Origin of the sequence: Pseudomonas sp. M1 (assembly GCF_022760135.1) — a bacterium.
Lineage (GTDB): Bacteria > Pseudomonadota > Gammaproteobacteria > Pseudomonadales > Pseudomonadaceae > Pseudomonas > Pseudomonas citronellolis.
The window spans coordinates 5,281,026-5,304,225 of the sequence record NZ_CP094343.1 but is presented as its reverse complement, the minus strand read 5'-3'; the positions used below and the strand labels follow the sequence as shown (position 1 = coordinate 5,304,225).

Here is a 23,200-nt window from a genome sequence, read left to right as displayed (position 1 = left end):
GTCTCCCTTGATAGCTTTTCGCCGCCGCCGAGTCCGGCGGCACAAGCCATTAGGAGAAGCTTTCAATGAAGAAACTATGGATGAGCACCGCCCTGGCAGCGGTGATCGTGACCGCCAGCGGTTGCACCAGCTACAACGTCAACCAGCCGTCGGCGCCCATGGATGGCGTGGTGAGCACCGACCTCAAGGCCGACGTCCGCGTCGGCGAGCCGATCACCGGCCAATCCTCGGTGAACATCCTGTTCGGCTTCCTCAAGTTCGGCGGCGACAACCAGTTCGCCGACGGCGTGGCCTACGGCGGCACCGACGGCGGCTCGCTGCTGTCCTTCGACCCGGTGTCCAGCGTCAAGTCCGCCGCGGCCTTCAAGGCCGTCAAGAGCTCCGGCGCCGACCTGATCGTCGCGCCGCGCTACGAGGTGTCGGTACAGGACTACTTCGTGTTCAAGAAGGTCGACGTCAAGGTCACCGGCAACAAAGGCAACATCGCCGGCATCCGCTGATGCCGGCACGGTCGGCATCCCCCCTCTGCCGACCGTCGTCCCCTGGTGGAGGGCCGGCCTCGTGCCGGCCCGATTCATGTCTATATCCCCCGATTCACTGCACTTAGGCTTGTGGCGTTCGCCGCGGCGCGGTTCCATAGTGCTCGCTCTGGTAACGACCGGCCCATGAAGGCCGGCGCAACAACAAGAGGCGAGCCATGAGCAAGACCCTCCACCACCGTGCGTGCCACCTGTGCGAGGCCATCTGCGGCCTGACCATCGAAACCGAGGACCAGCGCATCCTGTCGATCAAGGGCGATGCGCAGGACAGCTTCAGCCGCGGCCACATCTGCCCCAAGGCAGTGGCCCTGCAAGACATCCAGAACGACCCCGACCGCCTGCGCCAGCCGATGCGGCGGGTCGGCGGCGAGTGGCAGCCGATCGCCTGGGACGAGGCCTTCGAGCTGGTCGCCGCGCGCCTGGCGGAGATCCGCGAGCGCCACGGCAACGACGCGGTGGCCGTGTACCAGGGCAACCCCAGCGTGCACAACTACGGGCTGATGACCCACAGCAACTACTTCCTCGGCCAGTTGAAGACGCGCAACCGCTACTCGGCCACCTCCGTGGACCAGCTGCCGCACCACCTGGTCAGCCAGCAGATGTTCGGCCATGGCCTGCTGATCCCCATCCCGGACATCGACCACAGCGACTTCATGCTGATCCTCGGCGGCAACCCGCTGGCCTCCAACGGCAGCATCATGACCGTGCCGGACGTGGAGAAACGCCTCAAGGCCCTGAAGGCCCGCGGCGGTCGCCTGGTGGTGGTGGACCCGCGGCGCACCGAGACCGCGGCGCTGGCCGACCAGCACCTGTTCATCCGTCCGGGGCAGGACGCGGCGCTGCTGCTGGGCATCCTCGACGTGTTGTTCGGTGAGCACCTGGGGCGCGCCAGCCACCTGCCGGTGGTTGGGCTGGAGGAGGTGCGCGCGGCGCTGGCGCCCTTCGGCGTCGAGGCCATGGCGCAGCGCTGCGGCGTACCGGCGGCGAGCATCCGCGCCCTGGCCCGGGATTTCGCCGCCGCCGACAAGGCGGTGTGCTACGGGCGCATGGGCGTTTCCACCCAGCGCTTCGGCACCCTCTGCCAATGGCTGGTGCAACTGATCAACCTGGTCACCGGCAACCTCGACCGCGTCGGCGGCAGCCTCTGCACCACGCCGGCCGTGGACCTGGTGGCGAGCACTTCCGGCGGCGCCTTCGGCCGCTGGCGCAGCCGGGTGTCCGGCCTGCCGGAGTACGGCGGCGAGCTGCCGGTGGCGGCCCTGGCCGAGGAAATGCTCAGCGAGGGCGAGGGCCAGGTCCGCGCGCTGATCACCGTGGCCGGCAACCCGGTGCTCTCCACCCCCAACGGGCGGCGCCTGGAGCAGGCCCTCGACGGCCTGGAGTTCATGCTCGCCATCGACCTCTACATCAACGAGACCACGCGCTACGCCGACCTCATCCTGCCGCCCACCGCGCCGCTGGAGCACGAGCACTACGACAGCACCTTCAACGTCTTCGCGGTGCGCAACGTCACCCGTTTCAACGAGGCGGTGCTGCCCAGGCCCGCCGGCGCGCTGCACGACTGGGAAATCTTCGTCGGCCTGGCCAGGGCCTATGCCGCGCGCCAGGGCACCGAGCTGAAGCCGACCATGGCGCCGGAACAGATGATCGACATGGGCCTGCGCTTCGGTCCCTATGGCGATGCCAGCGAGCACAAGCTCAGCCTGGCGCGGCTGCGCGAGCATCCCCATGGCCTGGATCTTGGCCCGCTGCGGCCGAACCTGGCGGCGCGCCTGAAGACTCCCAGCCGGCAGGTGGAAGCCGCGCCGGCGTTGTTTCTCGCCGACCTCGGGCGCTTCGCCGACACCCCGGCGCCGGCCGAGGGCCAGTTGCTGCTGATCGGCCGCCGCCACGTGCGCAGCAACAACTCCTGGATGCACAACTACCACCGCCTGGTGAAGGGCAAGCCGCGCCACCAGTTGCTGATGCACCCCCGGGACCTGGCCAGCCGCGGCCTGGTGGACGGTCAGCGGGTGCGGGTGCGTTCGCGGGTGGGCAGCGTCGAGATCGAGGTGGCGGCCAGCGACGAAGTGATGGCCGGCGTGGTCAGCCTGCCCCATGGCTGGGGCCATGCGCGCCCCGGCGTGCAACTGGCCATCGCCAGCGAGCAGGGCGGCGCCAGCGCCAACGACCTGACCGACGAGCGCCACCTCGACGCGCTGTCCGGCAACGCCGCGCTCAACGGCGTGCCGGTGGAGGTGGAGGCGGCCTGAGGCGCGCGGCAAAGCCGAGCGCTGTGCTCGGCTTTCCGGTACACTGTCGGCAAAGTACCGGCTGCATTGCCGGGCAGTAGCGAAGTTCAGCCGAGGTTAGCCAATGGACATCATCGATACCATCAAAGAGCAGATCGCCAACAACCCCATCCTGCTGTACATGAAAGGTTCGCCGAACGCTCCGCAGTGCGGTTTTTCCGCCCGTGCCGCGCAGGTGCTGATGGCCTGCGGCGAGAAATTCGCCTACGTGGACATCCTGCAGAACCCGGAAATCCGCGCCAACCTGCCGAAGTACGCCAACTGGCCGACCTTCCCGCAGCTGTGGGTGGGGGGCGAACTGGTCGGGGGCAGTGACATCCTCGTCGAGATGTTCGAAAAGGGCGAACTGCAGCCGCTGATCAAGCAGGCCGTCGGCAAGACCGAAGCCTGATCGCAGGCGTAGTCGCCGTAGCGAAGAACCCCGCGCCAGCGCGGGGTTTTTCATTTGTGCGGAGAAAGGATTCGAACCGATGGACGACCGCAAGAGAGCCCGCGCGGCCCGCTGGGCCTGCGCCTTCTGCTTCGGCGCCGGTGGGCTGGTGCATGGCAGCACCATGGGGCGCATCCCGGCGCTGAAGAACCTCGCCGGCGTCGACGAGCAGGGCCTGGGCCAGGCGCTGCTGGGCGCCGGGCTCGGCGCATTGCTGGCGTTCTCCTTCGCCGGCTCCCTGGTGCGGCGCCTCGGCAGCCGGCGGGTGACCCTGGCCAGCGCCGCGGCGCTGCTGCTGGTGTTCCCGCTGCTGGGGCTGTGCCAGAGCTGGTGGGCGCTGGCTCTCGCGCTGCTGCTGGTAGGGCTGACCTTCGCCACCCTGGACGTGGCGATGAACACCCAGGCGGTGGAGGTGGAGCGCCTGCTGGGCCGGCCCTGCCTGTCCAGCCTGCATGGCATGTACAGCCTCGGCGGCCTGCTCGGCGCGCTGGGCGCGGCCTTGCTGGCGGGGCTCACGCCGTTCTGGCATTTCAGCCTGCTCGCCGTGCTGGCGCTGCTGACCCTGCCGCTATTCGGCCGGTGCCTGCTGGAAGGGCGCAGCGAACCACAGGCCGACGCGCAACCGCGCCGGCGGGGGCTCCGGCTGCCGCCGGCGGCGCTGGTCGGCCTGGGGCTGCTGACGCTCTGCGCCTTCGTCTCCGAAGGCGCGGTGGCGGATTGGAGCGCGCTGCTGCTGCATAGCGTGCTGGGCGCTTCGGAGCGGATGGCCGCGCTGGGCTTTGCCGCCTTCTCGGCGACCATGGTGATCGGCCGGCTGTTCGGCGACCGGTTGCGCGTGCACGTCGCCGACGTTGCCCTGGTGCGCTGGCTCAGCCTGCTGGCCATCGCCGGCATGCTGCTGGCGCTGTTCGGCGGCCGCGTCGAGCTGTCGGTGGCGGGCTTCGCCCTGGTCGGCCTGGGCCTGTCGGTGGTGGTGCCGATCCTCATCGGCGCGGCCGGCAACCGGCCGGGCGTGGAGGCATCGAGCGGGGTCGCGGCGGTGGCGTCGTTCGGCTATGGCGGGCTGCTGCTGGGGCCGCCGCTGATCGGCATCCTGGCCGAGCACATCGGCCTGCGCCAGGCGTTGCTGGTGGTGGTGGGGCTGTGCGCGGGGCTGCTGTTCTGGGCGCACCTGGTGCGCCGCCCGCAGCAGGCGGGGTAGGGAAGAACGGGGGCGCCGCGCGAGGCGGCGCCCGCAACCGTCAGTCGTCTTCGTGCATGTGCGACTGCAGGTAGTTCTCCAGGCCGACCTTCTGGATCAGGCCGAGCTGGGTCTCCAGGTAGTCGATGTGCTCTTCCTCGGATTCGAGGATGTTCTTGAGCAGATCGCGGCTGACGTAGTCATGCACGCTTTCGCAATGCACGATGGCGTCGCGCAGGTCCTTCGCGGCCTTGAGTTCCAGGTTCAGGTCGCACTGCAGCATTTCCTGGGTGTTCTCGCCGACCAGCAGCTTGCCCAGGTCCTGCAGGTTGGGCAGGCCCTCGAGGAAGAGGATGCGCTCGATGAGCTTGTCCGCATGCTTCATCTCGTCGATCGACTCGTGGTACTCGTGGGCGCCGAGGCGCTTCAGGCCCCAGTCGTTCCACATGCGCGAGTGCAGGAAGTATTGGTTGATGGCGATCAGCTCGTTACCGAGGACCTTGTTCAGATGCTGGATGACTTTCTTGTCGCCTTTCATGCCGAGTCCTGCCGTGTGGAGTGGGTAGGACTGGAATTTTCGCCCTCTTATAACCGGATGTCAAACGTAAGCTATTGATTTAGTTATAAAAAGGAATATGAATACGAATGTTTTCATTCTGCAGTTAGGCGCTAAATACTTGAATTGCGGGCATAAAAAAACCGGGCCTGGGCCCGGTTCTTCTGGCGTATGCCGAATCGGCATCGCTCAACTGGCGGCATAGGCCAGCGAGTAGTTCATCGTTTGCGCGCCCTGCAGGTCGCCGAGGGTCTCGCGGACCACCTGCTTGGCGAGGCAGGCGCACTTGCCGCACTGAGTGCCGACGCCGGTGCTTTCACGCACTTCGCGGTAACTGCAGCATCCCTCATAGATCGCGTCGCGGATCTGGGTATCGGTAACACCTTGGCAGAGGCAGACGTACATGGATGGCACTACTGGTGTGGGGTTGTTGGCGTCGATACTAATGTTAATGAGAATGATTGTCAAAGCTTGAGAGGAGACTTTTTGGCGTGTCGACGAACGGTCTTTTGAAGGGGCGGAAGGGCCCAATCGCGGACGGAGTCCGCTCCTACGGTTCCAGGAAGCATGGCTTTTCGTAGGATGGCGTTGAGCGAAGCGATACCCATCACCACGGCAGCATGGGTATCGCAAGCTCAACCCATCCTACGAAGAGCACCTCGGCGTAAGCCTGAGGTTCAGGGAGGTACGGGCGTAGGAGCGGACTCCGTCCGCGATGGGGTTCACCGGCCACGCCGGACGCCCCGGTGGCACGAACAGCCCCAGGCATCGATCCAATAAAAAGCCCCGCATCGCAGGCTGTGTGAAAACCCGAGCGGCTCTTCGAAGAGTGCGTTCCTACGTGAAATCTGAAAAGGCTTGGCTATTCAGCCAACCCAGAATCCGCGTAGAAACGCGAAATCCAGGTTGTTTTTTAACCAGCTGGACCGATCCGGAGGTTTTCACACAGCCTGATCGGCGGGGCTTTCTCATAGCAGAGGGCCAAGAACAAGGATCAGTCCTCATCCTCCATCCACCCACCGCATTCCTTCCAGCGGTTGACGATCCCGCAGAACAGCTCCGCGGTCTTCTCGGTGTCGTAGCGCGCCGAGTGCGCCTCGCGGTTGTCGAACTCCATGCCGGCGGCCTGGCAGGCTTTGGCCAGCACCGTCTGGCCGTAAGCCAGGCCGGCGAGGGTGGCGGTGTCGAAGCTGGAGAAGGGGTGGAACGGATTGCGCTTGATCCCGGTGCGGTTCACCGCGGCGTTGAGGAAGCCCAGGTCGAAGCTGCTGTTGTGGCCGACCAGGATCGCCCGCTTGCAGCCGTTGGCCTTCAGCGACTTGCGCACGCCACGGAAGATCTCGGTGAGCGCCTGCTCCTCGGCCACCGCCATGCGCAGCGGGTGGTCGAGCTTGATGCCGGTGAACTCCAGGGCCGCCGGTTCGATGTTGGCGCCTTCGAAGGGCTCGACGCGGAAGAAATGGGTATGTTCCGGGAACAGGTAGCCGTTCTCGTCCATGCCGATGGTCACCGCGGCGATTTCCAGCAGGGCGTCGGTGGCGCAGTTGAAGCCGCCGGTCTCGACGTCCACCACCACCGGCAGGTAGCCGCGGAAGCGGCGCGCCATGGGGTGACGCGGGCCGGGGGGGAAGTTGCCGTCGAACTCCTCTTCGTAATGCTCCTCGCTCATGCGCCGGCCTCCAGCAGGCGCCAGCGCAGTTTTTCGCCGGCGCGCAGGGGCACCACCTCATGGTCGCCGAAGGGCAGGCTGGCCGGCGCCTGCCATTCCTCGCGGACCAGGGTGATGCTGTCGGCGTTGCGCGGCAGGCCGTAGAAGTCCGGGCCGTGGAAGCTGGCGAAGGCTTCCAGCTTGTCCAGGGCGTTGCGCTGCTCGAAGGCCTCGGCGTACAGCTCGATGGCGGCGTAGGCGGTGTAGCAGCCGGCGCAGCCGCAGGCCGCTTCCTTGGCGTGGCGGGCGTGGGGCGCCGAGTCGGTGCCGAGGAAGAACTTCGGATTGCCGCTGGTGGCGGCGTCGAGCAGGGCTTCCTGGTGCACGTTGCGCTTGAGGATCGGCAGGCAATAGAAGTGCGGGCGGATGCCGCCGACCAGCATGTGGTTGCGGTTGTACAGCAGGTGGTGGGCGGTGATGGTGGCGCCGACGTTGGCCGGGGCGGCCAGGACGAACTGCGCCGCATCGCCGGTGGTGATGTGCTCGAACACCACCTTGAGCGTCGGGAAGCGCTCGACCACGCGGGCCAGGTGCTCGTCGATGAAGCGCTTCTCGCGGTCGAACACGTCCACCTCGGCGCGGGTCACCTCGCCATGCACCAGCAGCGGCAGGCCGACTTCGGCCATGGCCTCGAGCACGTGGAAGATGTTGTCGATGCTGGTCACGCCGGAATCGGAGTTGGTGGTGGCGCCGGCCGGGTACAGCTTGGCCGCGTGGACGAAGCCGCTGGCCTTGGCGTTGCGCACGTCCTCGGCACTGGTGCGGTCGGTGAGGTAGAGCACCATCAGCGGTTCGAAGCGGCTGCCGGCCGGGCGCGCGGCGAGGATGCGCTGGCGGTAGGCGTCGGCTTCGCCGGCGTTGCGCACCGGCGGCACCAGGTTGGGCATGACGATGGCGCGGCCGAAGGTGCGCGCGGCATCGCCGACGGTCTGGGCGAGGGCGGCGCCGTCGCGCAGGTGGATGTGCCAGTCGTCGGGGCGCAGCAGGGTCAGGCGGTCGGACATGGGGATACCAGAGGACGATTTGCAGCGGAATTGAAGTGGGGAAATGCTACCGGAAAAGCCCGCGGCCGGCACTCGCTATCAAGTTTCGCCGGGACCGTCCGATATCTCCTGGGTACTTTCCAGCATTACCCGGAGCCGTCTGTGCGCCATTCCTACTTTCTCCTGCTCGGCCTGTGCGCCAGCCTGCCGGCCTGGGGGCTGACCTTCCAGACGCGCCTGGAGAACGCGCGCTGGACGGCGGCGGGCGACCAGTTCGAATGCCGCCTGTCGCAACAGGTGGACGGCTTCGGCGTCGGCGAGTTCGTCTGGCGCGCCGGCGAGCAGCCGACCTTCCGCCTCAAGCCGCAGCGCAACTGGGCCGGCGGCGGTTCGGCGACGCTCCTGGCGGCGGCGCCGCCGTGGCGGCCGACCCAGGGCGACATCAACCTGGGCTCGGTGGCCCTGGTCGCCGGCGATGTGCCCTTCACCAGCAGCCAGCAGCAGGCCGGGCGCCTGCTCGACGGCGTGCTGGAAGGGCGCAGCCCCGAGGTGCGCCTGCGCGCCATGGGCGGCCAGGACCTGCGGGTACGCCTGCTGCCGGCGCGTTTCGCCGATGGCTACGCGCAGTTGCAGGATTGCTCGACGAAGATGCTGCCGGTGAACTTCGAGCAGGTGCGCCAGGCGCAGGTCGGCTTCCCCGGCGGCGGCGACGCCCTGGACGCCGTGGCCCGCGCCAAGCTGGACATCGTCCTGCAGTACCTCAAGGCCGACCCGACGGTGAACCGCATCGAGCTGGACGGCCATTCCGACAACAGCGGCAACCGCCTGAGCAACCGCGACATCTCGCGGCGCCGCGCGGTGGCGGTGATGGAGTACCTCAAGGCCCACGGCGTGCCCGAGGAGCAGATCACCGTGCGCTTCTACGGCGAGCGCTACCCGCTGGTGAAGAACAACTCCGAGGCCAACCGCGCGCGCAACCGCCGGGTGACCCTGCACCTGTCCCGCGAGGCCGTGCCGGAAACCCCGCCGGCGCCCACCGCCGCGCCCAGCGCGACGCCGCCCGCGCCGCCCGCGCCGCCAGCCCCCGCGCCCGCTGCCCCGCAGGCCAAGACACCGGCCGGCAATGCCCCGGCTTCGGCGCCGCCGGGCCAGTCGCCAGCACGCGGCGCCTAGTCGCACTCACGATAGAATCTGTCGCTTTGTCGTCAAAAGCTGTCGCGCCTCTGTAATTTCCTGAAGCGCGGCAGTAGAATCGGGGGTTTTCGTGACAACCCCCCGTGGAGTGATGGCATGGCGGACGTGAAGAAGGTAGTCCTGGCGTATTCCGGTGGCCTGGATACCTCGGTGATTCTCAAGTGGCTGCAGGATACTTATAACTGCGAAGTGGTGACCTTCACTGCCGATCTCGGCCAGGGCGAAGAGGTCGAGCCTGCCCGCGCCAAGGCCAAGGCCCTGGGTGTGAAGGAAATCTACATCGAGGACCTGCGAGAAGAGTTCGTCCGCGACTTCGTCTTCCCGATGTTCCGCGCCAACACCATTTATGAAGGCGAGTACCTGCTGGGCACTTCCATCGCCCGTCCGCTGATCGCCAAGCGCCTGATCGAGATCGCCAACGAGACCGGCGCCGACGCCATCTCCCACGGCGCCACCGGCAAGGGCAACGACCAGGTGCGCTTCGAGCTGGGCGCCTATGCGCTCAAGCCGGGCGTCAAGGTCATCGCCCCCTGGCGCGAGTGGGACCTGCTGTCCCGCGAGAAGCTGATGGACTACGCCGAGACCCACGGCATCCCGATCGAGCGCCACGGCAAGAAGAAGTCGCCGTACTCCATGGACGCCAACCTGCTGCACATCTCCTATGAAGGCGGCGTGCTGGAAGACACCTGGACCGAGCACGAAGAAGACATGTGGAAGTGGACCGTCTCCCCGGAGAAGGCCCCTGACGCCCCCACCTACATCGAGCTGACCTACCGCAAGGGCGACATCGTCGCCATCGACGGCAAGGAACTGACCCCGGCGCAGGTGCTGACCGAGCTGAACCGCATCGGCGGCGCCAACGGCATCGGCCGCCTCGACATCGTCGAGAACCGCTATGTCGGCATGAAGTCCCGCGGCTGCTACGAGACCCCCGGCGGCACCATCATGCTCAAGGCCCACCGCGCCATCGAGTCGATCACCCTGGACCGCGAAGTCGCCCACCTGAAGGACGAGTTGATGCCGCGCTACGCCAAGCTGATCTACACCGGCTACTGGTGGAGCCCGGAGCGCGAGATGCTGCAGCAGATGATCGACGCCTCCCAGGAGTACGTGAACGGCGTGGTGCGCCTGAAGCTGTACAAGGGCAACGTCATCGTGGTTGGCCGCAAGTCCGACGACTCGCTGTTCGACGCCAACATCGCGACCTTCGAGGAAGACGGCGGCGCCTACAACCAGGCCGACGCCGCGGGCTTCATCAAGCTCAACGCGCTGCGCATGCGCATCGCCGCGAACAAGGGCCGCAAGCTGTTCTGATAAGCTTGCCAGCCTGAGCCAGACAAGCCCCGGCCACGAGCCGGGGTTTGCTTTTATGCGCCCGAAACGGGCCGGATGAGGAGAACGACCCCCATGAGACTGCTGCATACCATGCTGCGCGTCGGCGATATGGACAAGTCCATCGCCTTCTACACCGAAGTCCTGGGCATGACCCTGCTGCGCCGCAAGGACTACCCGGACGGCCAGTTCACCCTGGCGTTCGTCGGCTACGGCGCCGAGGACGAGAACAGCGTCATCGAGCTGACCTACAACTGGGGTGTGGACAAGTACGAGCTGGGCACCGGCTACGGCCACATCGCCCTGGAAGTGGACGACGTCTACAAGGCCTGCGAGGACATCCGCTCGCGCGGCGGCAAGATCACCCGCGAGCCGGGCCCGATGAAGCACGGCACCAGCATCCTGGCCTTCGTCGAGGACCCGGACGGCTACAAGATCGAGCTGCTGTCGCCGCAGCGCAAGGACTGAGCCGGAAAGACGAAGCCCCGCCACGGCTACGGCGTTATCCGCCGAATCGCGGACAAGGTCCGCTCCTACCGCATGAGCGAGCATGGCTTTCGTAGGATGGTGTTGAGCGAAGCGATACCCATCACCGCAACCGCATGGGTTTCGCAAGCTCAACCCATCCTACGAAGAGCACTTCGGTGCAGCCTGTAAGACAGTTGTTCCTACAGGTTGATGCCGAACTTCCCGTCCATGCCGGACAGCCCCCTCTCCCGCTTGCGGGAGAGGGTTGGGGAGAGGGAACGGAGTCAGTCCGATGCACCGTTGCCGCCGGTGAACACCTTTCGCGGACAAGGTCCGCTCCTACCGCATGAGCGAGCATGGCTTTCGTAGGATGGTGTTGAGCGAAGCGATACCCATCACCGCAACCGCATGGGTTTCGCCAAGGCTCAACCCATCCTACGAAAAGCGTCTCGGCGCGGCCGGCAAGACAGTTGCTCCTACGACTCCAGGAAGCGCGGCTTTTCGTAGGATGGCGTTGAGCGGAGCGATACCCATCACCGCAACCGCATGGGTATCGCAAGCTCAACCCATCCTACGAAAAGCACCTCGGCGTAAGCCTAAGGTTCAGGGAGGCACGGGCGTAGGACTTTGTCCGCGATCGGATTCACCGGCCACGCCGCACGCCCCGGAGGCACGAACAGCCAGAGGGCTGGGGCGAGGGGGCGGAGCCGGGATCAGGCGCCATGGCCGCGCCGGAAAAACGAAGCCCCGCCAAGTGCGGGGCTTTTTTCAGCTTGGGCGCAAGGCTCAGAGGTCGAAATCGTAGTCCGACAGCTGGCGCTGCAGGCGGCGCTCTTCGAGGTAGTTGTCGATGATGCGGCGCTTGGTGAGGTTGGTCTTGGCGACTTCGACGACGGCTTCGACGCTGTCGTCGGCATCGTCGGTGCTCACTTCGTCTTCGAGCTCGAGATCTTCTTTATCGGCCATAACGATCACTCCAACGTGCGGGGTGTGCTTGGCGCCCCTTATAGCGACAAAGCTCGGGGCGGTAAAAAAGATTTTTTCAATGAGCAGCGATGCTTTTGACGATAGCACTCAATCGTCGGAAGTCTTGTGCTTGTACTCGCACAGGTCCTCGATGCGGCAGCTGCCGCACTGCGGCTTGCGCGCCTTGCAGACGTAGCGGCCATGCAGGATCAGCCAGTGGTGGGCGTCCAGCAGGTATTCCCTGGGCACGAACTTGAGCAGCTTGCGTTCCACCTCCAGGACGTTCTTCCCCGGCGCGATGTTGGTGCGGTTGGCTACGCGGAAAATATGCGTGTCCACCGCCATGGCCAACTGGCGGAAGGCGGTGTTGAGCACCACGTTGGCGGTCTTGCGCCCGACGCCGGGCAGGGCCTCCAGGTCCTCGCGGTTCTCCGGCACCTTGCTGCCGTGCTTCTCGATGAGGATGCGGCAGGTCTCGATGACGTTCTTCGCCTTGCTGTTGTACAGGCCGATGGTCTTGATGTACTCCGACAGCCCGTCCACGCCCAGGGCGTAGATGGCCTCCGGAGTGTTGGCCACTGGGTAGAGCTTGGCGGTGGCCTTGTTCACCCCGACGTCGGTGGCCTGGGCGGAGAGGATCACCGCGATGAGCAGCTCGAAGGGCGAGTCGTAGGCCAGCTCGGTCTTGGGGTCGGGGTTGTCTTCTCGCAGTCGGCGGAAAATCTCCGCGCGCTTGGCGGCATTCATTCGATCACTCCGGTCACGCGGACGCGCTGGCGCTCTGCGGCGGGTACGTTGCCCGCCTGCGCCTTGGCGCGTTCCGCCAGGCTTTCATCGATACGGTTCTTCAGGGCTATCAGCAGGCCCAGCAGGAGGAAGGCGCCGGGCGGCAGCACGGCGAGCAGGAAGCCCTGGTAGTCGGCTATCTGCAGCTTCCAGCCGGCGGCGGCCGGACCGAACAGCAGGTTCATGTCGGCCAGCAGGGTGCCGTGGCCGATGAGTTCGCGCAAGCTGCCCAGCACCAGCAGCACCAGGGCGAAGCCGGCGCCGGTCATCAGGCCGTCGAAGGCCGCGCGGGCGACGCCGTTGCGCGCGGCGAAGGCCTCTGCGCGGCCGAGGATCACGCAGTTGGTGGTGATCAGCGGGATGAAGATGCCGAGGATCTGGTACAGCTCGTAGGTCCAGGCCTGCATCAGCAGTTCGATGCAGGTGGTCAGCGCGGCAATGATCAGCACGAACACCGGCAGCCGCACCGCCTCGCCGACCCAGCGCCGTGTCGCGGAGATGGCGGCGTTGGAGCAGGCCAGCACGCAGATGGTCGCCAGGCCCAGGCCCAGGGCGTTGACCATGGAGTTGCTGGTGCCCAGCAGCGGGCACAGGCCCAGCAGCTGGACCAGCCCGGGGTTGTTCCGCCACAGGCCCTGGCGGGCGATCTCGCGGTAGCTATTCATGCTCTTCGCCTCCGGCCGCCGGCGCCAGCAGCGCGGCCTTGTGCGCATCGAAATACTGCAGCGCCTTGTGCGTGGCCTTGACCACGGCGCGCGGGGTGACGGTGGCGCCAGCGAACTGGTCGAACTGGCCGCCGTCCTTCTTCACCTTCCAGCCGGCCTCGTCCGGGTCGGCTAGGGAACGGCCGTCGAAGCCGTGCAGCCAGTCGCTCTTGCCCGGCTCGATCTTGTCGCCCAGGCCCGGGGTTTCCTTGTGCGCCACCACGCGCACGCCGAGCAGGCGGCCTTCGGCGCTGACTCCCACCAGCAGCTCGATGGCGCCGCTGTAGCCGTCCGGCGCGGTGGCCGGGAGTATGACGCCGGTGGCGCGGCCCTGCAGGCGGGCGACGAAGGCCTGGGCCGGCTGCGGCTTGCCCAGCAGCTTGGGCTCGAAGACTTCGACGGGGGCGTCCAGCGGGTGGTTGTCGTAGCTTCTCGGCGGCAGCAGTTCCAGCAGCAGGCGCCCGCGCGCCTCGCGCTGGGCCTGCTCGATGCGCGCCTGGGTGAACTGGTGAACCACCGCCACCAGGCCGACGCAGAGCACCGCGAAGGCCCCCAGCAGCAGGGCGTTCTTCAGCATGGAACGGCGGCTGTCGGCCATCTCATTCCCCCAGCTTGAAGCCGCGCTTGGGCTTCTTGTGCCCGTAGGTGCGCGGCCGGGTGTAGTAGTCGATGGTCGGCGCCGCCAGGTTCATCAGCAGCACGGCGAAGGCCACGCCGTCGGGGTAGCCGCCCCAGGCGCGGATCACGTAGGTGACGATACCCACGCCGAGGCCGAACACCAGGCGCCCGCGGTTGCTGGTGGCGCCGGAAACCGGGTCGGTGACGATGAAGAACGCGCCGAGCATGGCCGCGCCGCTGAACAGGTGGAACAGCGGCGAGCCGTGGGAATCCGAGCCCGAGCCGTTCCAGAACAGCAAGCTCATGACGAACAGGCCGCCGAGCATGCCCAACGGCGCATGCCAGGTGAACAGCTTGCGCCAGAGCAGGAACAGGCCGCCGGCGAGGAAGGCCAGGTTGACCAGCTCCACGCCGCGCCCGCCGACATGGCCGAAGGCCGTGCTCTGCGTCACCAGCTCGTCGATGGTCAGGCTGTGGTTGTTCTTCAGCACGTCCAGGGCGGTGGCGCCGGCCCAGGCGTCCGGCGGCGGCGCGCCCAGGCCGAGGATGCGCGACAGGCCGTCGACCAGGCCGAGGCCGGCGTCGGGGCTGGGCCAGCGCGTCATTTCCAGGGGGAAGGACACCAGCACCACCACGTAGCCGAGCATCGCCGGGTTGAACGGATTCTGCCCGAGGCCGCCGTACAGGTGCTTGCCGAACACCAGGGCGAAGGCGGTAGCCAGCAGGCTCAGCCACCAGGGCGCGTAGGGCGGCAGGGCCAGGGCCAGGAGCACGGCGGTGACCAGCGCGCTGCCGTCCTTGAGGAACACCGCCAGCGGGCGCTTGCGCAGGTGCAGCATCAGCGCTTCGGTGCCCAGGGCCACGGCGCTGCACCAGAGCAGGTTGAACAGCGGGCCGACGCCGTACAGGGCGATCAGCGCCAGGGCGCCCGGGGCCAGCGCGGCTAGCACCTGCAGCATGACCTTCTGCGTGCGATTGGCGCCGGTGGCGTGGGGCGAGGAAAAACGCGGCAGGGCCATGGGTCACTCCGTATCGCGCGCGGCCAGCGCGTTTTCCGCCGCCGCCAGGCGCTCGCGCGCGGCGGCCAGGCGGGCTGGGTCGGCGCCTTCGCGTTCGAGCTTCTTGAGGTCGGCGCGGGCGTAGGCCAGTTCGGTCTTGAGGGCGCGGGTGGCGGCGTCCACCGGGCGCTTGTCGATGCGTTGCAGGTCCGGCGCCGGCTTGCCGCTGGCGTCCTCGGCGGCGTGCAGCTGGCGCTCGGCCTCGGCCAGGGCTTCGCGCAGCAGGGCCAGGTCGGCTTCGCCGGCGCCGTCCTGCTCGGCTTTCCTCAGCTCGGCGCGGCGGGTGACCAGGGCGATCTTGGCTTTCTTCAGGTTCGCCATGCCGTCGCCGGCGGGCTCCGCCTTGGGTTCGGGCGCTGCCTGCAACTGCGCCAGGTGGCGCTCGGCCTGTTCGACGGCTTCGCGCAGCTGGGCGAGGGTGGTCTGTTGCTGTTCGTCTGGCGCTTCGCCAAAGGCTTTCTCGGACTTCTTCAATTGGGCGCGGGCCATGGCTGCGTCGATCTTCGCCTTCTTCAGGACCGCTTCGTCGCCGATCGCTGGTTTGGGAGCGGCGGGGGCTGGTTCGGCTTCGGCGGCTTCCAGGGCCTGGCGGGCCTGCTCGGCGGCCTGGCGCAGCGTCTCGACCTGGGCGCGCAGTTGTTCGGTGTCGTGGGCGGCCAGTTGTTTCTCGGCCTTCTGCAGGGCGACGCGGGCCATGCTGGCTTCGATCTTCAGCCGCTTGAGGTCGGCGCCGGCGTTGCCCACGGCCTTCTCCGCCTTCACCCGTTCGATGACCGCTTGCGGTGCTTCCGCCACCGGCGCGGCAGCCTGGGCTTGGCGGGCGCGGGCGACGCGTTCCAGGCGGGCCTGGCGTTCCTCGGCCTTGCGTTGCTCCTCGCGGCGCAGGCGTTCCTGGCGGTGCTCGAAGCGCAGGCGCGAGTGTTCGGCCTTCTGCTGTTTCAGCTGCAGTTCGCGGATGTCCGCCTTGGCCGCGCGGTAGTACTGCACCAGCGGGATGCTGGAGGGGCAGACGTAGGCGCAGGCGCCGCACTCGATGCAGTCGAACAGGTTGTAGGCCTGCAACTGCTCGTGGTCGTCGCCCCGGGCGAAGAAGTACAGCTGCTGCGGCAGCAGGCTGGCCGGGCAGGCCTGGGCGCAGTCGCCGCAGCGGATGCACGGCAGCGCCGGCGGCGGCACCGGTAGTTCCTCGGCGGTCGCGGCCAGCAGACAGTTGGCGGTTTTGATCAGCGGGGCCTGCAGGTCGCCGAGGGTGATGCCCATCAGCGGGCCGCCCATGACCAGGCGGCCAAGCCGGCCGCGGTCCAGCCCGGCGAATTCCAGCAGTTCGCCGACCGGCGTGCCGAGCAGCGCCTCGACGTTCATCGGCCGCGCCAGGGCGGCGCCGGTCAGGGTGGTGATGCGCGAGATCAGCGGGCGGCCGAGGATCAGCGCATCGCGCAGCGCCACGGCGGTGCCGACGTTGACGCAGACCATGCCGATGTCCGCCGGCAGGCCGCCGCTGGGCACCTCGCGGCCGCTGAGCAGCTGGATCAGCTGGCGTTCGCCGCCGGAGGGGTACTTGGTCGGGACCACCCGCAGTTCGATGGCGCGCTCGCCGATGGCCTGGCGCAGGGCCTCGATGGCCTGGGGCTTGTCGTCCTCGATGCCGAGCAGCACCTGCTGCGGCTGCAGCAGGTGCATGAGAATCTCGATGCCTTCCACCAGTTCGGCGGCGCGTTCGCGCATCAGCATGTCGTCGGCGCTGATGTAGGGCTCGCACTCGGCGCCGTTGATCACCAGGGTGTGCAGGTCTTCGGCGGCGCGGGCGGCCAGCTTGGCGGCGGTGGGGAAGCCGGCGCCGCCGAGCCCGGCGATGCCGGCCTGGCGAATGCGCTCCAGCAGGGCGGCGGGGCTTTCCTGGCGGTAGTCGGGGCAGGGCTGCAAGGGCACCCATTCGTCCAGCCCGTCGGCGTCGATGACGATGGCTTCGGCCAGCAGGCCGGAAGGGTGTGGATAAGGTTGCTCGCCGATGGCCACCACCGTGCCGGAGGTCGGCGCATGCACGGCGGCGCTGATGGCGCTGCCGGGGCTGGCGATCATCTGGCCCTTGAGCACGCGCTCGCCGACGTCCACGCAGGGTAGGGCCGGCGCGCCGGTGTGTTGCTGCAGCGGCAGGATCAGCCGGCTGGGCAGCGGCGCCCGGACGATGGGGCCGGCGGTGGATTGCGCCTTGTTGGTCGGCAGATGCAGGCCGCCGGGGAAGTCCCAGGCCTTGGCGTTCATGCGGCCTGCTCCCGGTCGCTGGCGATCAGCCGGGCATCGGGCAGCGGCCATTTCCAGTCGCGCACGCCGACTTCCAGGTCGAGCATGTCGATGCAGTCCACCGGGCAGGGCTCGACGCACAGGTCGCAGCCGGTGCATTCGGCGGCGATCACCGTGTGCATCTGCCGCGCGGCGCCGACGATGGCGTCCACCGGGCAGGCCTGGATGCACTTGGTGCAGCCGATGCACTCGGCCTCGCGGATGAAGGCCACGCGCGGCGGGGTTTCCGCCGGAGCGTCCAGGGGCGGCGCCTCGACGTCGAGCAGGTCGGCCAGGGCTGCGATGGTGGCGCTGCCGCCGGGCGGGCACTTGTTGATCGCGTCGCCCTGGGCGATGGCCTCGGCGTAGGGCTTGCAGCCGGCATAGCCGCATTGCCCGCACTGGGTCTGCGGCAGCAGAGCGTTGACCTGTTCGGCCACCGGGTCGCCCTCGACGCGGTAGCGCACCGCCGCGTAGCCGAGCAGGGCGCCGCTGGCCAGGCACAGGGCCAACAGCACGCCGACGGCGAGCAGCACGGCGCTCATAGCTTGATCAGCCCGGTGAAGCCCATGAAGGCCAGGGACATCAGCCCGGCGGTGATCATGCCGATGGCTGCGCCCTGGAAGGGTTTGGGCACGTCGGCGATGGCGATGCGCTCGCGCAGGGCGGCGAACAGCACCAGCACCAGGGAGAAGCCCAGGCCGGCGCCGAAGCCCTGCACGCTGGACTGGATGAAGCCGTACTCGGGCTTGTTGGCGTTGAGCAGGGCCACGCCGAGGACGATGCAGTTGGTGGTGATCAGCGGCAGGAAGATGCCCAGCACGCGGTACAGCAGCGGGCTGCTCTTCTTCACCAGCAGTTCGGTGAACTGCACCACCACGGCGATCACCAGGATGAAGCCGATGGTGCGCAGGTACTCCAGGTCTAGCGGGCGCAGCACGTAGCGCTGCAGGATGTAGCTGCAGATCGAGGCCAGGGTCAGCACGAAGGTGGTGGCCAGGGCCAGGCCGATGGCCGTCTCTATCTTGCGCGACACGCCCATGAACGGGCACAGGCCGAGGAACTGCACCAGCACGAAGTTGTTGACCAGGATGGCGCTGACCAGGATCAGGGCGAGTTCGGTCATGGCCGGGCGCCTCGGGCCGGGCGGTGGCGGAGCTTGGGCATGCTCAGATTCCCGTGATCAGCAGGTCGATGGCGGCGATGATGTCCAACCGCAGGTGCGCCAGGCTGCCCACCGGTTCGCCCAGCTCGCGGCGCGCCACGCCGGCCATCTGCGGGGTGAGCAGCAGCAGCGTTTCGCCCCCCACCGTCACCTCGGGCATCAGCCGCTCGATGCCGGCCAGGCCCTTGCCGCGGCTGAGCGGGATCACCACGCGGGTGTTCAGCGAGGCGAGCAGGTCGCTCTGCACGTCCAGCAGCAGCGGGATGTCCTCGCGGCTGCGCGGGCTGGGGTTGCGGTACAGGTCGAACTGCGGCATCAGAAGCTCCGCAGGTCGTCGGCGAACACGCCGGCGCCGTCCACATGCTGATTGTAGGCGTCGATGGCCTGGCGGTTCTGTTCCAGCCAGCGTTGCCGCAGGCGTTCGCGCACCACGTCGGCCAGCGCTTCCTCCAGCACCGCCGAGAGGTTCACGTCCAACTCGCGGGCCTGCTTGAGCAGGTCGCTGTTCAGGCTGAGGTTGGTGGCTTTCTTCGGGGCTTGGGGATCGTAGGTCGCGTGCATGGGCACCTCCACGGTTTATGCGCATAGGTTATGCGCATGGTCTTGCCCGGGCAAGGCAGAAACGACGACGCCGGCCCCGGGGCCGGCGTCGCGTTCGGCGCGTGCCGCTTACTTCACGCGCTGGCCCGGCTTGGCGCCGCTGTCCGGGCTGAGCAGGTAGATTTCCTCGCCGCCGGGGCCGGCGGCCAGGACCATGCCTTCGGAGACGCCGAACTTCATCTTGCGCGGGGCCAGGTTGGCCACGTACAGGGTCAGGCGGCCTTCGAGCTTGCTCGGGTCCGGGTAGGCGCTCTTGATGCCGGAGAACACGTTGCGCTTCTCGTCGCCGATGTCCAGGGACAGGCGCAGCAGCTTGTCGGCGCCCTCGACGAACTCGCACTTCTCGATCAGCGCGATGCGCAGGTCGACGGCGGCGAAGGCGTCGAAGTTGATTTCCGCGGCCAGCGGGTCCTTCACCAGTTCGCCGTTGCCAGCGGGTTTGTTGGCGGCGGCGAGGTCTTCCTTGGAGGCTTCGATCATGGCTTCGATTTTCGCGGGCTCGATACGGGTCATCAGCGGGTTGAACGGGTTCAGTTGGTGGTTGGCCAGCAACTGCTCGTGGTCGCTCCACTTCAGCGGGGCGACGTTGAGGAAGGCTTCGGCGGCCTCGGCCAGCTTCGGCAGCACCGGCTTGAGGAAGATCACCAACTGGCGGAACAGGTTCACGCCCAGGGCGCAGATGGCCTGGACCTCGGACTGCTTGCCTTCCTGCTTGTTCAGCGCCCAGGGCGCCTTGTCGGCGATCCAGGCGTTGGCCTGGTCGGCCAGGGCCATGATTTCGCGCATGGCGCGGCCGAAGTCGCGGGCTTCGTAGGCGGCGGCGATGCTCGGCGCGGCGGCCTTGAAGGCTGCGGCCAGCTCCGGCGCCGGGTCGGCCTCGACCAGCACGCCGGCGTTGCCCTTGTGGATGAAGCCGGCGCAGCGGCTGGCGATGTTGACCACCTTGCCGACCAGGTCGGAGTTGACCTTCTGCACGAAGTCCTCGAGGTTCAGGTCGAGGTCGTCGACGCCGCGGCCGAGCTTGGAGGCGTAGTAGTAGCGCAGGTATTCCGGGTCCAGGTGGTCCAGGTAGGTGCGCGCCTTGACGAAGGTGCCGCGGGACTTGGACATCTTCTGGCCGTTGACGGTCAGGTAGCCGTGCACGTTCAGCGCGGTGGGCTTGCGGTAGCCGGCGCCTTCGAGCATGGCCGGCCAGAACAGCGCGTGGAAGTTGACGATGTCCTTGCCGATGAAGTGGTACAGCTCGGCCTTGGAATCCTTGTTCCAGAAGGCGTCGAAGTCCAGCTCCGGGCGGCGCGCGCAGAGGTTCTTGAAGCTGGCCATGTAGCCGATGGGCGCGTCCAGCCAGACGTAGAAGTACTTGCCCGGGGCCTCGGGGATCTCGAAGCCGAAGTAGGGCGCGTCACGGGAGATGTCCCATTCCTGCAGGCCGGCGTCCAGCCATTCGGCGATCTTGTTGGCCACCGACTCCTGCAGCGCGCCGCTGCGCGTCCACTGCTTGAGCATGGCGTCGAAGTCCGGGAGCTTGAAGAAGTAGTGCAGCGACTCCTTGAGCACCGGGGTGGCGCCGGAGATGGCCGACTTCGGGTCCTTCAGCTCGGTGGGCGAGTAGGTGGCGCCGCAGGCTTCGCAGTTGTCGCCGTACTGGTCGGCGGTGCCGCACTTCGGGCAGGTGCCCTTGATGAAGCGGTCGGCCAGGAACATCTGCTTTTCCGGGTCGAAGTACTGGGTCACCGGGCGCGTGGCGATGTGCCCGGCGTCGCGCAGCTTCAGGTAGATGGCCGAGGACAGCTCGCGGTTCTCTGCCGAATGGGTCGAGTAGTAGTTGTCGAAGTCCACCAGGAAGTCGGCGAAGTCGGTCATGTGCTCGGCGCGCACGGCGTCGATCAGCTGTTCCGAGGTGATGCCTTCGCGCTCGGCGCGCAGCATGATGGCCGAGCCGTGGGCATCGTCCGCGCAGACGTACACCGCCTGGTTGCCCCGCATCTTCTGGAAACGCACCCAGATGTCGGTCTGGATGTATTCCAGCATGTGGCCCAGGTGAATGGAGCCGTTGGCGTAGGGCAGGGCGCTGGTGACGAGGATCTGGCGGTTTTCGGACATGATGCTCAGGCCATTGGGGCAAAACGAGGGAAGTCGGTAACTATAACAGGCTGCAGGCAGCAGGCTATAGGCTACAGGTAGGAGCGAAGAGCGATCGGTGCTTGAAGCCCGAAGCCTGAAGCCTGAAGCCTGAAGCCTGAAGCCTGCAACCTATAGCCTGCCGCTGCTGTTAATATTCCCGCCTACCGTGCTCAGCCTTTTTTCGGGAGAACCCATGAGCGTCGTCACCCGCGCCACGGTGGAGGCCGTCCTCCGCCAGATCACCGACCCGCACACCGGCCAGAACCTGCTCGACGCCGGCTACCTGCGCGATCTCGATATCCAGGGCGGGCGCATCGCCCTGGGCCTGGAGCTGGGCTATGCCTGCGGCCTGTTCAGGAATGGCCTGGCGCAGACCGTGCAGATGGCCCTGGAAGCCCTCGACGGCGTGGACTCGGCCCAGGTGAAGGTGGACGTGAAGATCGCCGCGCACAAGGCTCAGGCCCAGGTGCCGGGCATGAGCAACGTGAAGAACATCATCGCCGTGGCCTCCGGCAAGGGCGGCGTGGGCAAGTCCACCACCGCCGCCAACCTGGCCCTGGCGCTGGCCTGCGAAGGGGCCAAGGTGGGCATCCTCGACGCCGACATCTACGGCCCCAGCCAGGGCATTATGTTCGGCATTCCCGAGGGCACCCGGCCGAAGGTGCGCGAGCAGAAGTGGTTCGTGCCGCTGGAGGCCCATGGCGTGGAAGTCATGTCCATGGCCTTCCTCACCGACGACAACACCCCGGTGGTGTGGCGCGGGCCGATGGTTTCCGGCGCGCTGCTGCAACTGATCACCCAGACCGCCTGGAACGACCTGGACTACCTGGTGATCGACATGCCGCCGGGCACTGGCGACATCCAGCTGACCCTGGCGCAGAAGGTCCCGGTGGCCGGCGCGGTGATCGTCACCACCCCGCAGGACCTGGCCCTGCTCGATGCCAGGAAGGGCGTGGAAATGTTCCGCAAGGTCAACATCCCGGTGCTGGGCGTGGTGGAGAACATGGCGGTGCACATCTGCTCCAACTGCGGCCACGCCGAGCACCTGTTCGGCGAGGGCGGCGGCGAGAAGCTGGCGGCGCAGTACGGCGTGGAACTGCTGGCTTCGCTGCCGCTGTCCATGGCCATCCGCATGCAGGCCGACGGCGGCAAGCCGACGGTGATCGCCGACCCGGAAAGCCAGTTGGCGATGATCTACCAGGAAATGGCCCGCTGCGTGGGCGCGCGCATCGCCCTGAGCGAGAAGGACGCGCCGGCGATGCCGAGCATCTCCATCAGCGAGGACTGATCAAGGGCGCGGCCTGGCGGCCGCGCTCGTCATTTGCCGGACGCCATGGCCGCGGTGGCCTCAGTTGACCTTCAGCTTGCCGCCACGGCCCAGCCCGCCCTCGACGTTCTGGGCCTTGTAGTCCTGCAGGGACACGACCATCTTGTTCCAGGCATCGATGAAGGCGACCACCGTGGCCTTGCCTTCGGGCGTGCGGGAAAAGCCGCCCAGCCCTCCGCCGACGCCACCGCCGAAGCCGGCCAGCGCGGCTCCGTAGTTGGTCGCGGTCGAGTTGCCTTCGGCTGCGGCGATCTGCACCGAAGAGCGAATGTCGAACAGCGAGAGCGTGACCACCGAGGCCTTGGTTTGCAGCGCGCCGGCGAGTTGGCCGATGGCGGCGTTGCCGATCAGGCCGCCGAGGGTTCCGGCCAGGCCGCCAATGGCGGAATCGTTGATGATGATCTGCGGTTCCAGGTAATAGTCGGCGGCGACCCGCTGGCCCTTGTGCTGTTTAGAACCGGCACGGTATTCGCCGGATAGCCGCTGTATCTTGGTGATGCGCGACAGGCGGGCGTCGGATCGCTGGTTGCCGATCGAGGTGATGACGAAGCAGTTCGATTGCTGTACCGCCAGGCGCAGCAGGGGTTCGATGGAGGTCATCTGCGTGGCGCTGCCGAAGGGGCCGTACCAGTCGGCCTCGCGCCCGTCGTCCACGGCGATGGTGCCCAGTGGCTTGTCGCAGCGCTGCAGCGATTGCTGCGCGCCACTGCTGTTGCCGCCGGCCGCCGCGCCGGAAACCCCGGCATGCTGTCCCCCCGGCGAGATCAACCCCCCGCCCAGTGCCGCGCATCCATTCAATGTGCCGGCAATGGCCGCGCCCAGCATGTATTTAACAATGCTCTTCGATTTTGATTTCATGTTGTTTTGCCGTTTGGTGTTGGGGGGTGTTTG

24 protein-coding genes are annotated in these 23,200 nt (G+C 67.4%); 8 read left to right on the top strand and 16 right to left on the bottom strand.

The genetic code is table 11. From position 1 onward, the window contains the following. The first annotated feature begins 65 nt into the window (after positions 1-65). The 4 genes from PM1_RS23355 (at position 66) to PM1_RS23340 (ending at position 4,461) form a co-directional block, all read left to right on the top strand. Positions 66-500: a hypothetical protein gene (locus PM1_RS23355; RefSeq protein ID WP_009618388.1), complete on the top strand. Its 435-nt coding sequence runs from the start codon at positions 66-68 to the stop codon at positions 498-500. A 197-nt stretch (positions 501-697) separates the two neighbouring features. Beyond that, positions 698-2,791, top strand: a complete 2,094-nt coding sequence (locus PM1_RS23350) for a molybdopterin oxidoreductase family protein (RefSeq protein WP_009618390.1) — start codon at positions 698-700, stop codon at positions 2,789-2,791. A 103-nt stretch (positions 2,792-2,894) separates the two neighbouring features. Continuing rightward, the gene (grxD, locus tag PM1_RS23345) at positions 2,895-3,221 is read left to right on the top strand and encodes a Grx4 family monothiol glutaredoxin (RefSeq protein WP_009618392.1); all 327 of its coding nucleotides are present in this window, start codon (positions 2,895-2,897) and stop codon (positions 3,219-3,221) included. A gap of 79 nt (positions 3,222-3,300) precedes the next feature. Continuing rightward, positions 3,301-4,461, top strand: coding sequence for an MFS transporter (locus PM1_RS23340; RefSeq protein ID WP_009618394.1), 1,161 nt, complete (start codon positions 3,301-3,303; stop codon positions 4,459-4,461). Between the two features lie 40 nt (positions 4,462-4,501). On the opposite strand, the gene bfrB is transcribed toward PM1_RS23340, so the two are convergent. The 4 genes from bfrB to pyrC form a co-directional block, all read right to left on the bottom strand. Next, a complete protein-coding gene (gene bfrB, locus PM1_RS23335) occupies positions 4,502-4,978 on the bottom strand; it encodes a bacterioferritin BfrB (protein ID WP_009618404.1) in 477 nt (158 codons plus the stop codon). Between the two features lie 207 nt (positions 4,979-5,185). After that, a complete protein-coding gene (locus tag PM1_RS23330; protein WP_009618406.1) occupies positions 5,186-5,401 on the bottom strand; it encodes a bacterioferritin-associated ferredoxin in 216 nt (71 codons plus the stop codon). A 589-nt stretch (positions 5,402-5,990) separates the two neighbouring features. After that, complete coding sequence (gene rnt / locus PM1_RS23325; RefSeq protein WP_009618408.1) at positions 5,991-6,665, bottom strand: ribonuclease T; 675 nt, start codon at positions 6,663-6,665, stop codon at positions 5,991-5,993. Continuing rightward, positions 6,662-7,708: a dihydroorotase gene (pyrC, locus tag PM1_RS23320; protein WP_009618410.1), complete on the bottom strand. Its 1,047-nt coding sequence runs from the start codon at positions 7,706-7,708 to the stop codon at positions 6,662-6,664. The genes rnt and pyrC overlap by 4 nt, the downstream gene beginning before the upstream one ends. A gap of 141 nt (positions 7,709-7,849) precedes the next feature. Between pyrC and PM1_RS23315 the strand changes: the two genes are divergently transcribed. The 3 genes from PM1_RS23315 to gloA all read left to right on the top strand — a co-directional run bounded on the left by PM1_RS23315 (position 7,850) and on the right by gloA (position 10,681). Further along, complete coding sequence (locus PM1_RS23315; RefSeq protein WP_009618412.1) at positions 7,850-8,860, top strand: flagellar protein MotY; 1,011 nt, start codon at positions 7,850-7,852, stop codon at positions 8,858-8,860. Between the two features lie 117 nt (positions 8,861-8,977). Continuing rightward, a complete protein-coding gene (locus tag PM1_RS23310; protein WP_009618414.1) occupies positions 8,978-10,195 on the top strand; it encodes an argininosuccinate synthase in 1,218 nt (405 codons plus the stop codon). Positions 10,196-10,288: 93 nt separating this feature from the next. Beyond that, a complete protein-coding gene (gloA, locus tag PM1_RS23305; protein ID WP_009618415.1) occupies positions 10,289-10,681 on the top strand; it encodes a lactoylglutathione lyase in 393 nt (130 codons plus the stop codon). 786 nt (positions 10,682-11,467) lie between these two features. Here gloA and PM1_RS23300 read toward each other — a convergent pair. The 11 genes from PM1_RS23300 to metG form a co-directional block, all read right to left on the bottom strand. Further along, the gene (locus PM1_RS23300; protein WP_009620730.1) at positions 11,468-11,647 is read right to left on the bottom strand and encodes a PA3496 family putative envelope integrity protein; all 180 of its coding nucleotides are present in this window, start codon (positions 11,645-11,647) and stop codon (positions 11,468-11,470) included. A 108-nt stretch (positions 11,648-11,755) separates the two neighbouring features. Next, positions 11,756-12,394 (bottom strand): endonuclease III, encoded by a 639-nt coding sequence (gene nth, locus PM1_RS23295; RefSeq protein ID WP_009620729.1) that lies wholly within the window; start codon positions 12,392-12,394, stop codon positions 11,756-11,758. Further along, positions 12,391-13,098: an electron transport complex subunit E gene (locus PM1_RS23290; protein WP_009620728.1), complete on the bottom strand. Its 708-nt coding sequence runs from the start codon at positions 13,096-13,098 to the stop codon at positions 12,391-12,393. The genes nth and PM1_RS23290 overlap by 4 nt, the downstream gene beginning before the upstream one ends. Next, positions 13,091-13,735, bottom strand: a complete 645-nt coding sequence (rsxG, locus tag PM1_RS23285) for an electron transport complex subunit RsxG (protein ID WP_009620727.1) — start codon at positions 13,733-13,735, stop codon at positions 13,091-13,093. The genes PM1_RS23290 and rsxG overlap by 8 nt, the downstream gene beginning before the upstream one ends. 1 nt (position 13,736) lies before the next feature. Then, the gene (locus PM1_RS23280; protein ID WP_009620726.1) at positions 13,737-14,774 is read right to left on the bottom strand and encodes an RnfABCDGE type electron transport complex subunit D; all 1,038 of its coding nucleotides are present in this window, start codon (positions 14,772-14,774) and stop codon (positions 13,737-13,739) included. Between the two features lie 3 nt (positions 14,775-14,777). Then, the gene (rsxC, locus tag PM1_RS23275; RefSeq protein ID WP_009620725.1) at positions 14,778-17,075 is read right to left on the bottom strand and encodes an electron transport complex subunit RsxC; all 2,298 of its coding nucleotides are present in this window, start codon (positions 17,073-17,075) and stop codon (positions 14,778-14,780) included. Further along, positions 17,072-17,638, bottom strand: a complete 567-nt coding sequence (gene rsxB / locus PM1_RS23270) for an electron transport complex subunit RsxB (RefSeq protein WP_009620724.1) — start codon at positions 17,636-17,638, stop codon at positions 17,072-17,074. The genes rsxC and rsxB overlap by 4 nt, the downstream gene beginning before the upstream one ends. Beyond that, complete coding sequence (rsxA, locus tag PM1_RS23265) at positions 17,635-18,219, bottom strand: electron transport complex subunit RsxA (protein ID WP_009620723.1); 585 nt, start codon at positions 18,217-18,219, stop codon at positions 17,635-17,637. Before rsxA ends, rsxB begins: the two co-directional genes overlap by 4 nt. Before the next feature lie 43 nt (positions 18,220-18,262). Further along, positions 18,263-18,574 (bottom strand): CcdB family protein, encoded by a 312-nt coding sequence (locus tag PM1_RS23260; protein WP_009620721.1) that lies wholly within the window; start codon positions 18,572-18,574, stop codon positions 18,263-18,265. Continuing rightward, positions 18,574-18,819 (bottom strand): type II toxin-antitoxin system CcdA family antitoxin, encoded by a 246-nt coding sequence (locus PM1_RS23255; protein WP_009620719.1) that lies wholly within the window; start codon positions 18,817-18,819, stop codon positions 18,574-18,576. Before PM1_RS23255 ends, PM1_RS23260 begins: the two co-directional genes overlap by 1 nt. A gap of 108 nt (positions 18,820-18,927) precedes the next feature. After that, positions 18,928-20,961 carry a methionine--tRNA ligase gene (gene metG / locus PM1_RS23250; RefSeq protein WP_009620717.1) on the bottom strand — a complete coding sequence of 678 codons (2,034 nt, stop codon included), beginning with the start codon at positions 20,959-20,961 and terminating at the stop codon, positions 18,928-18,930. A gap of 214 nt (positions 20,962-21,175) precedes the next feature. On the opposite strand from metG, the gene apbC reads away from it, so the two are divergent. Continuing rightward, positions 21,176-22,270 (top strand): iron-sulfur cluster carrier protein ApbC, encoded by a 1,095-nt coding sequence (gene apbC / locus PM1_RS23245; RefSeq protein WP_009620715.1) that lies wholly within the window; start codon positions 21,176-21,178, stop codon positions 22,268-22,270. A gap of 60 nt (positions 22,271-22,330) precedes the next feature. Here the strand turns inward: apbC and PM1_RS23240 are convergent, their stop codons facing one another. Then, positions 22,331-23,167: a hypothetical protein gene (locus PM1_RS23240; protein ID WP_009620713.1), complete on the bottom strand. Its 837-nt coding sequence runs from the start codon at positions 23,165-23,167 to the stop codon at positions 22,331-22,333. Positions 23,168-23,200: the final 33 nt, after the last annotated feature.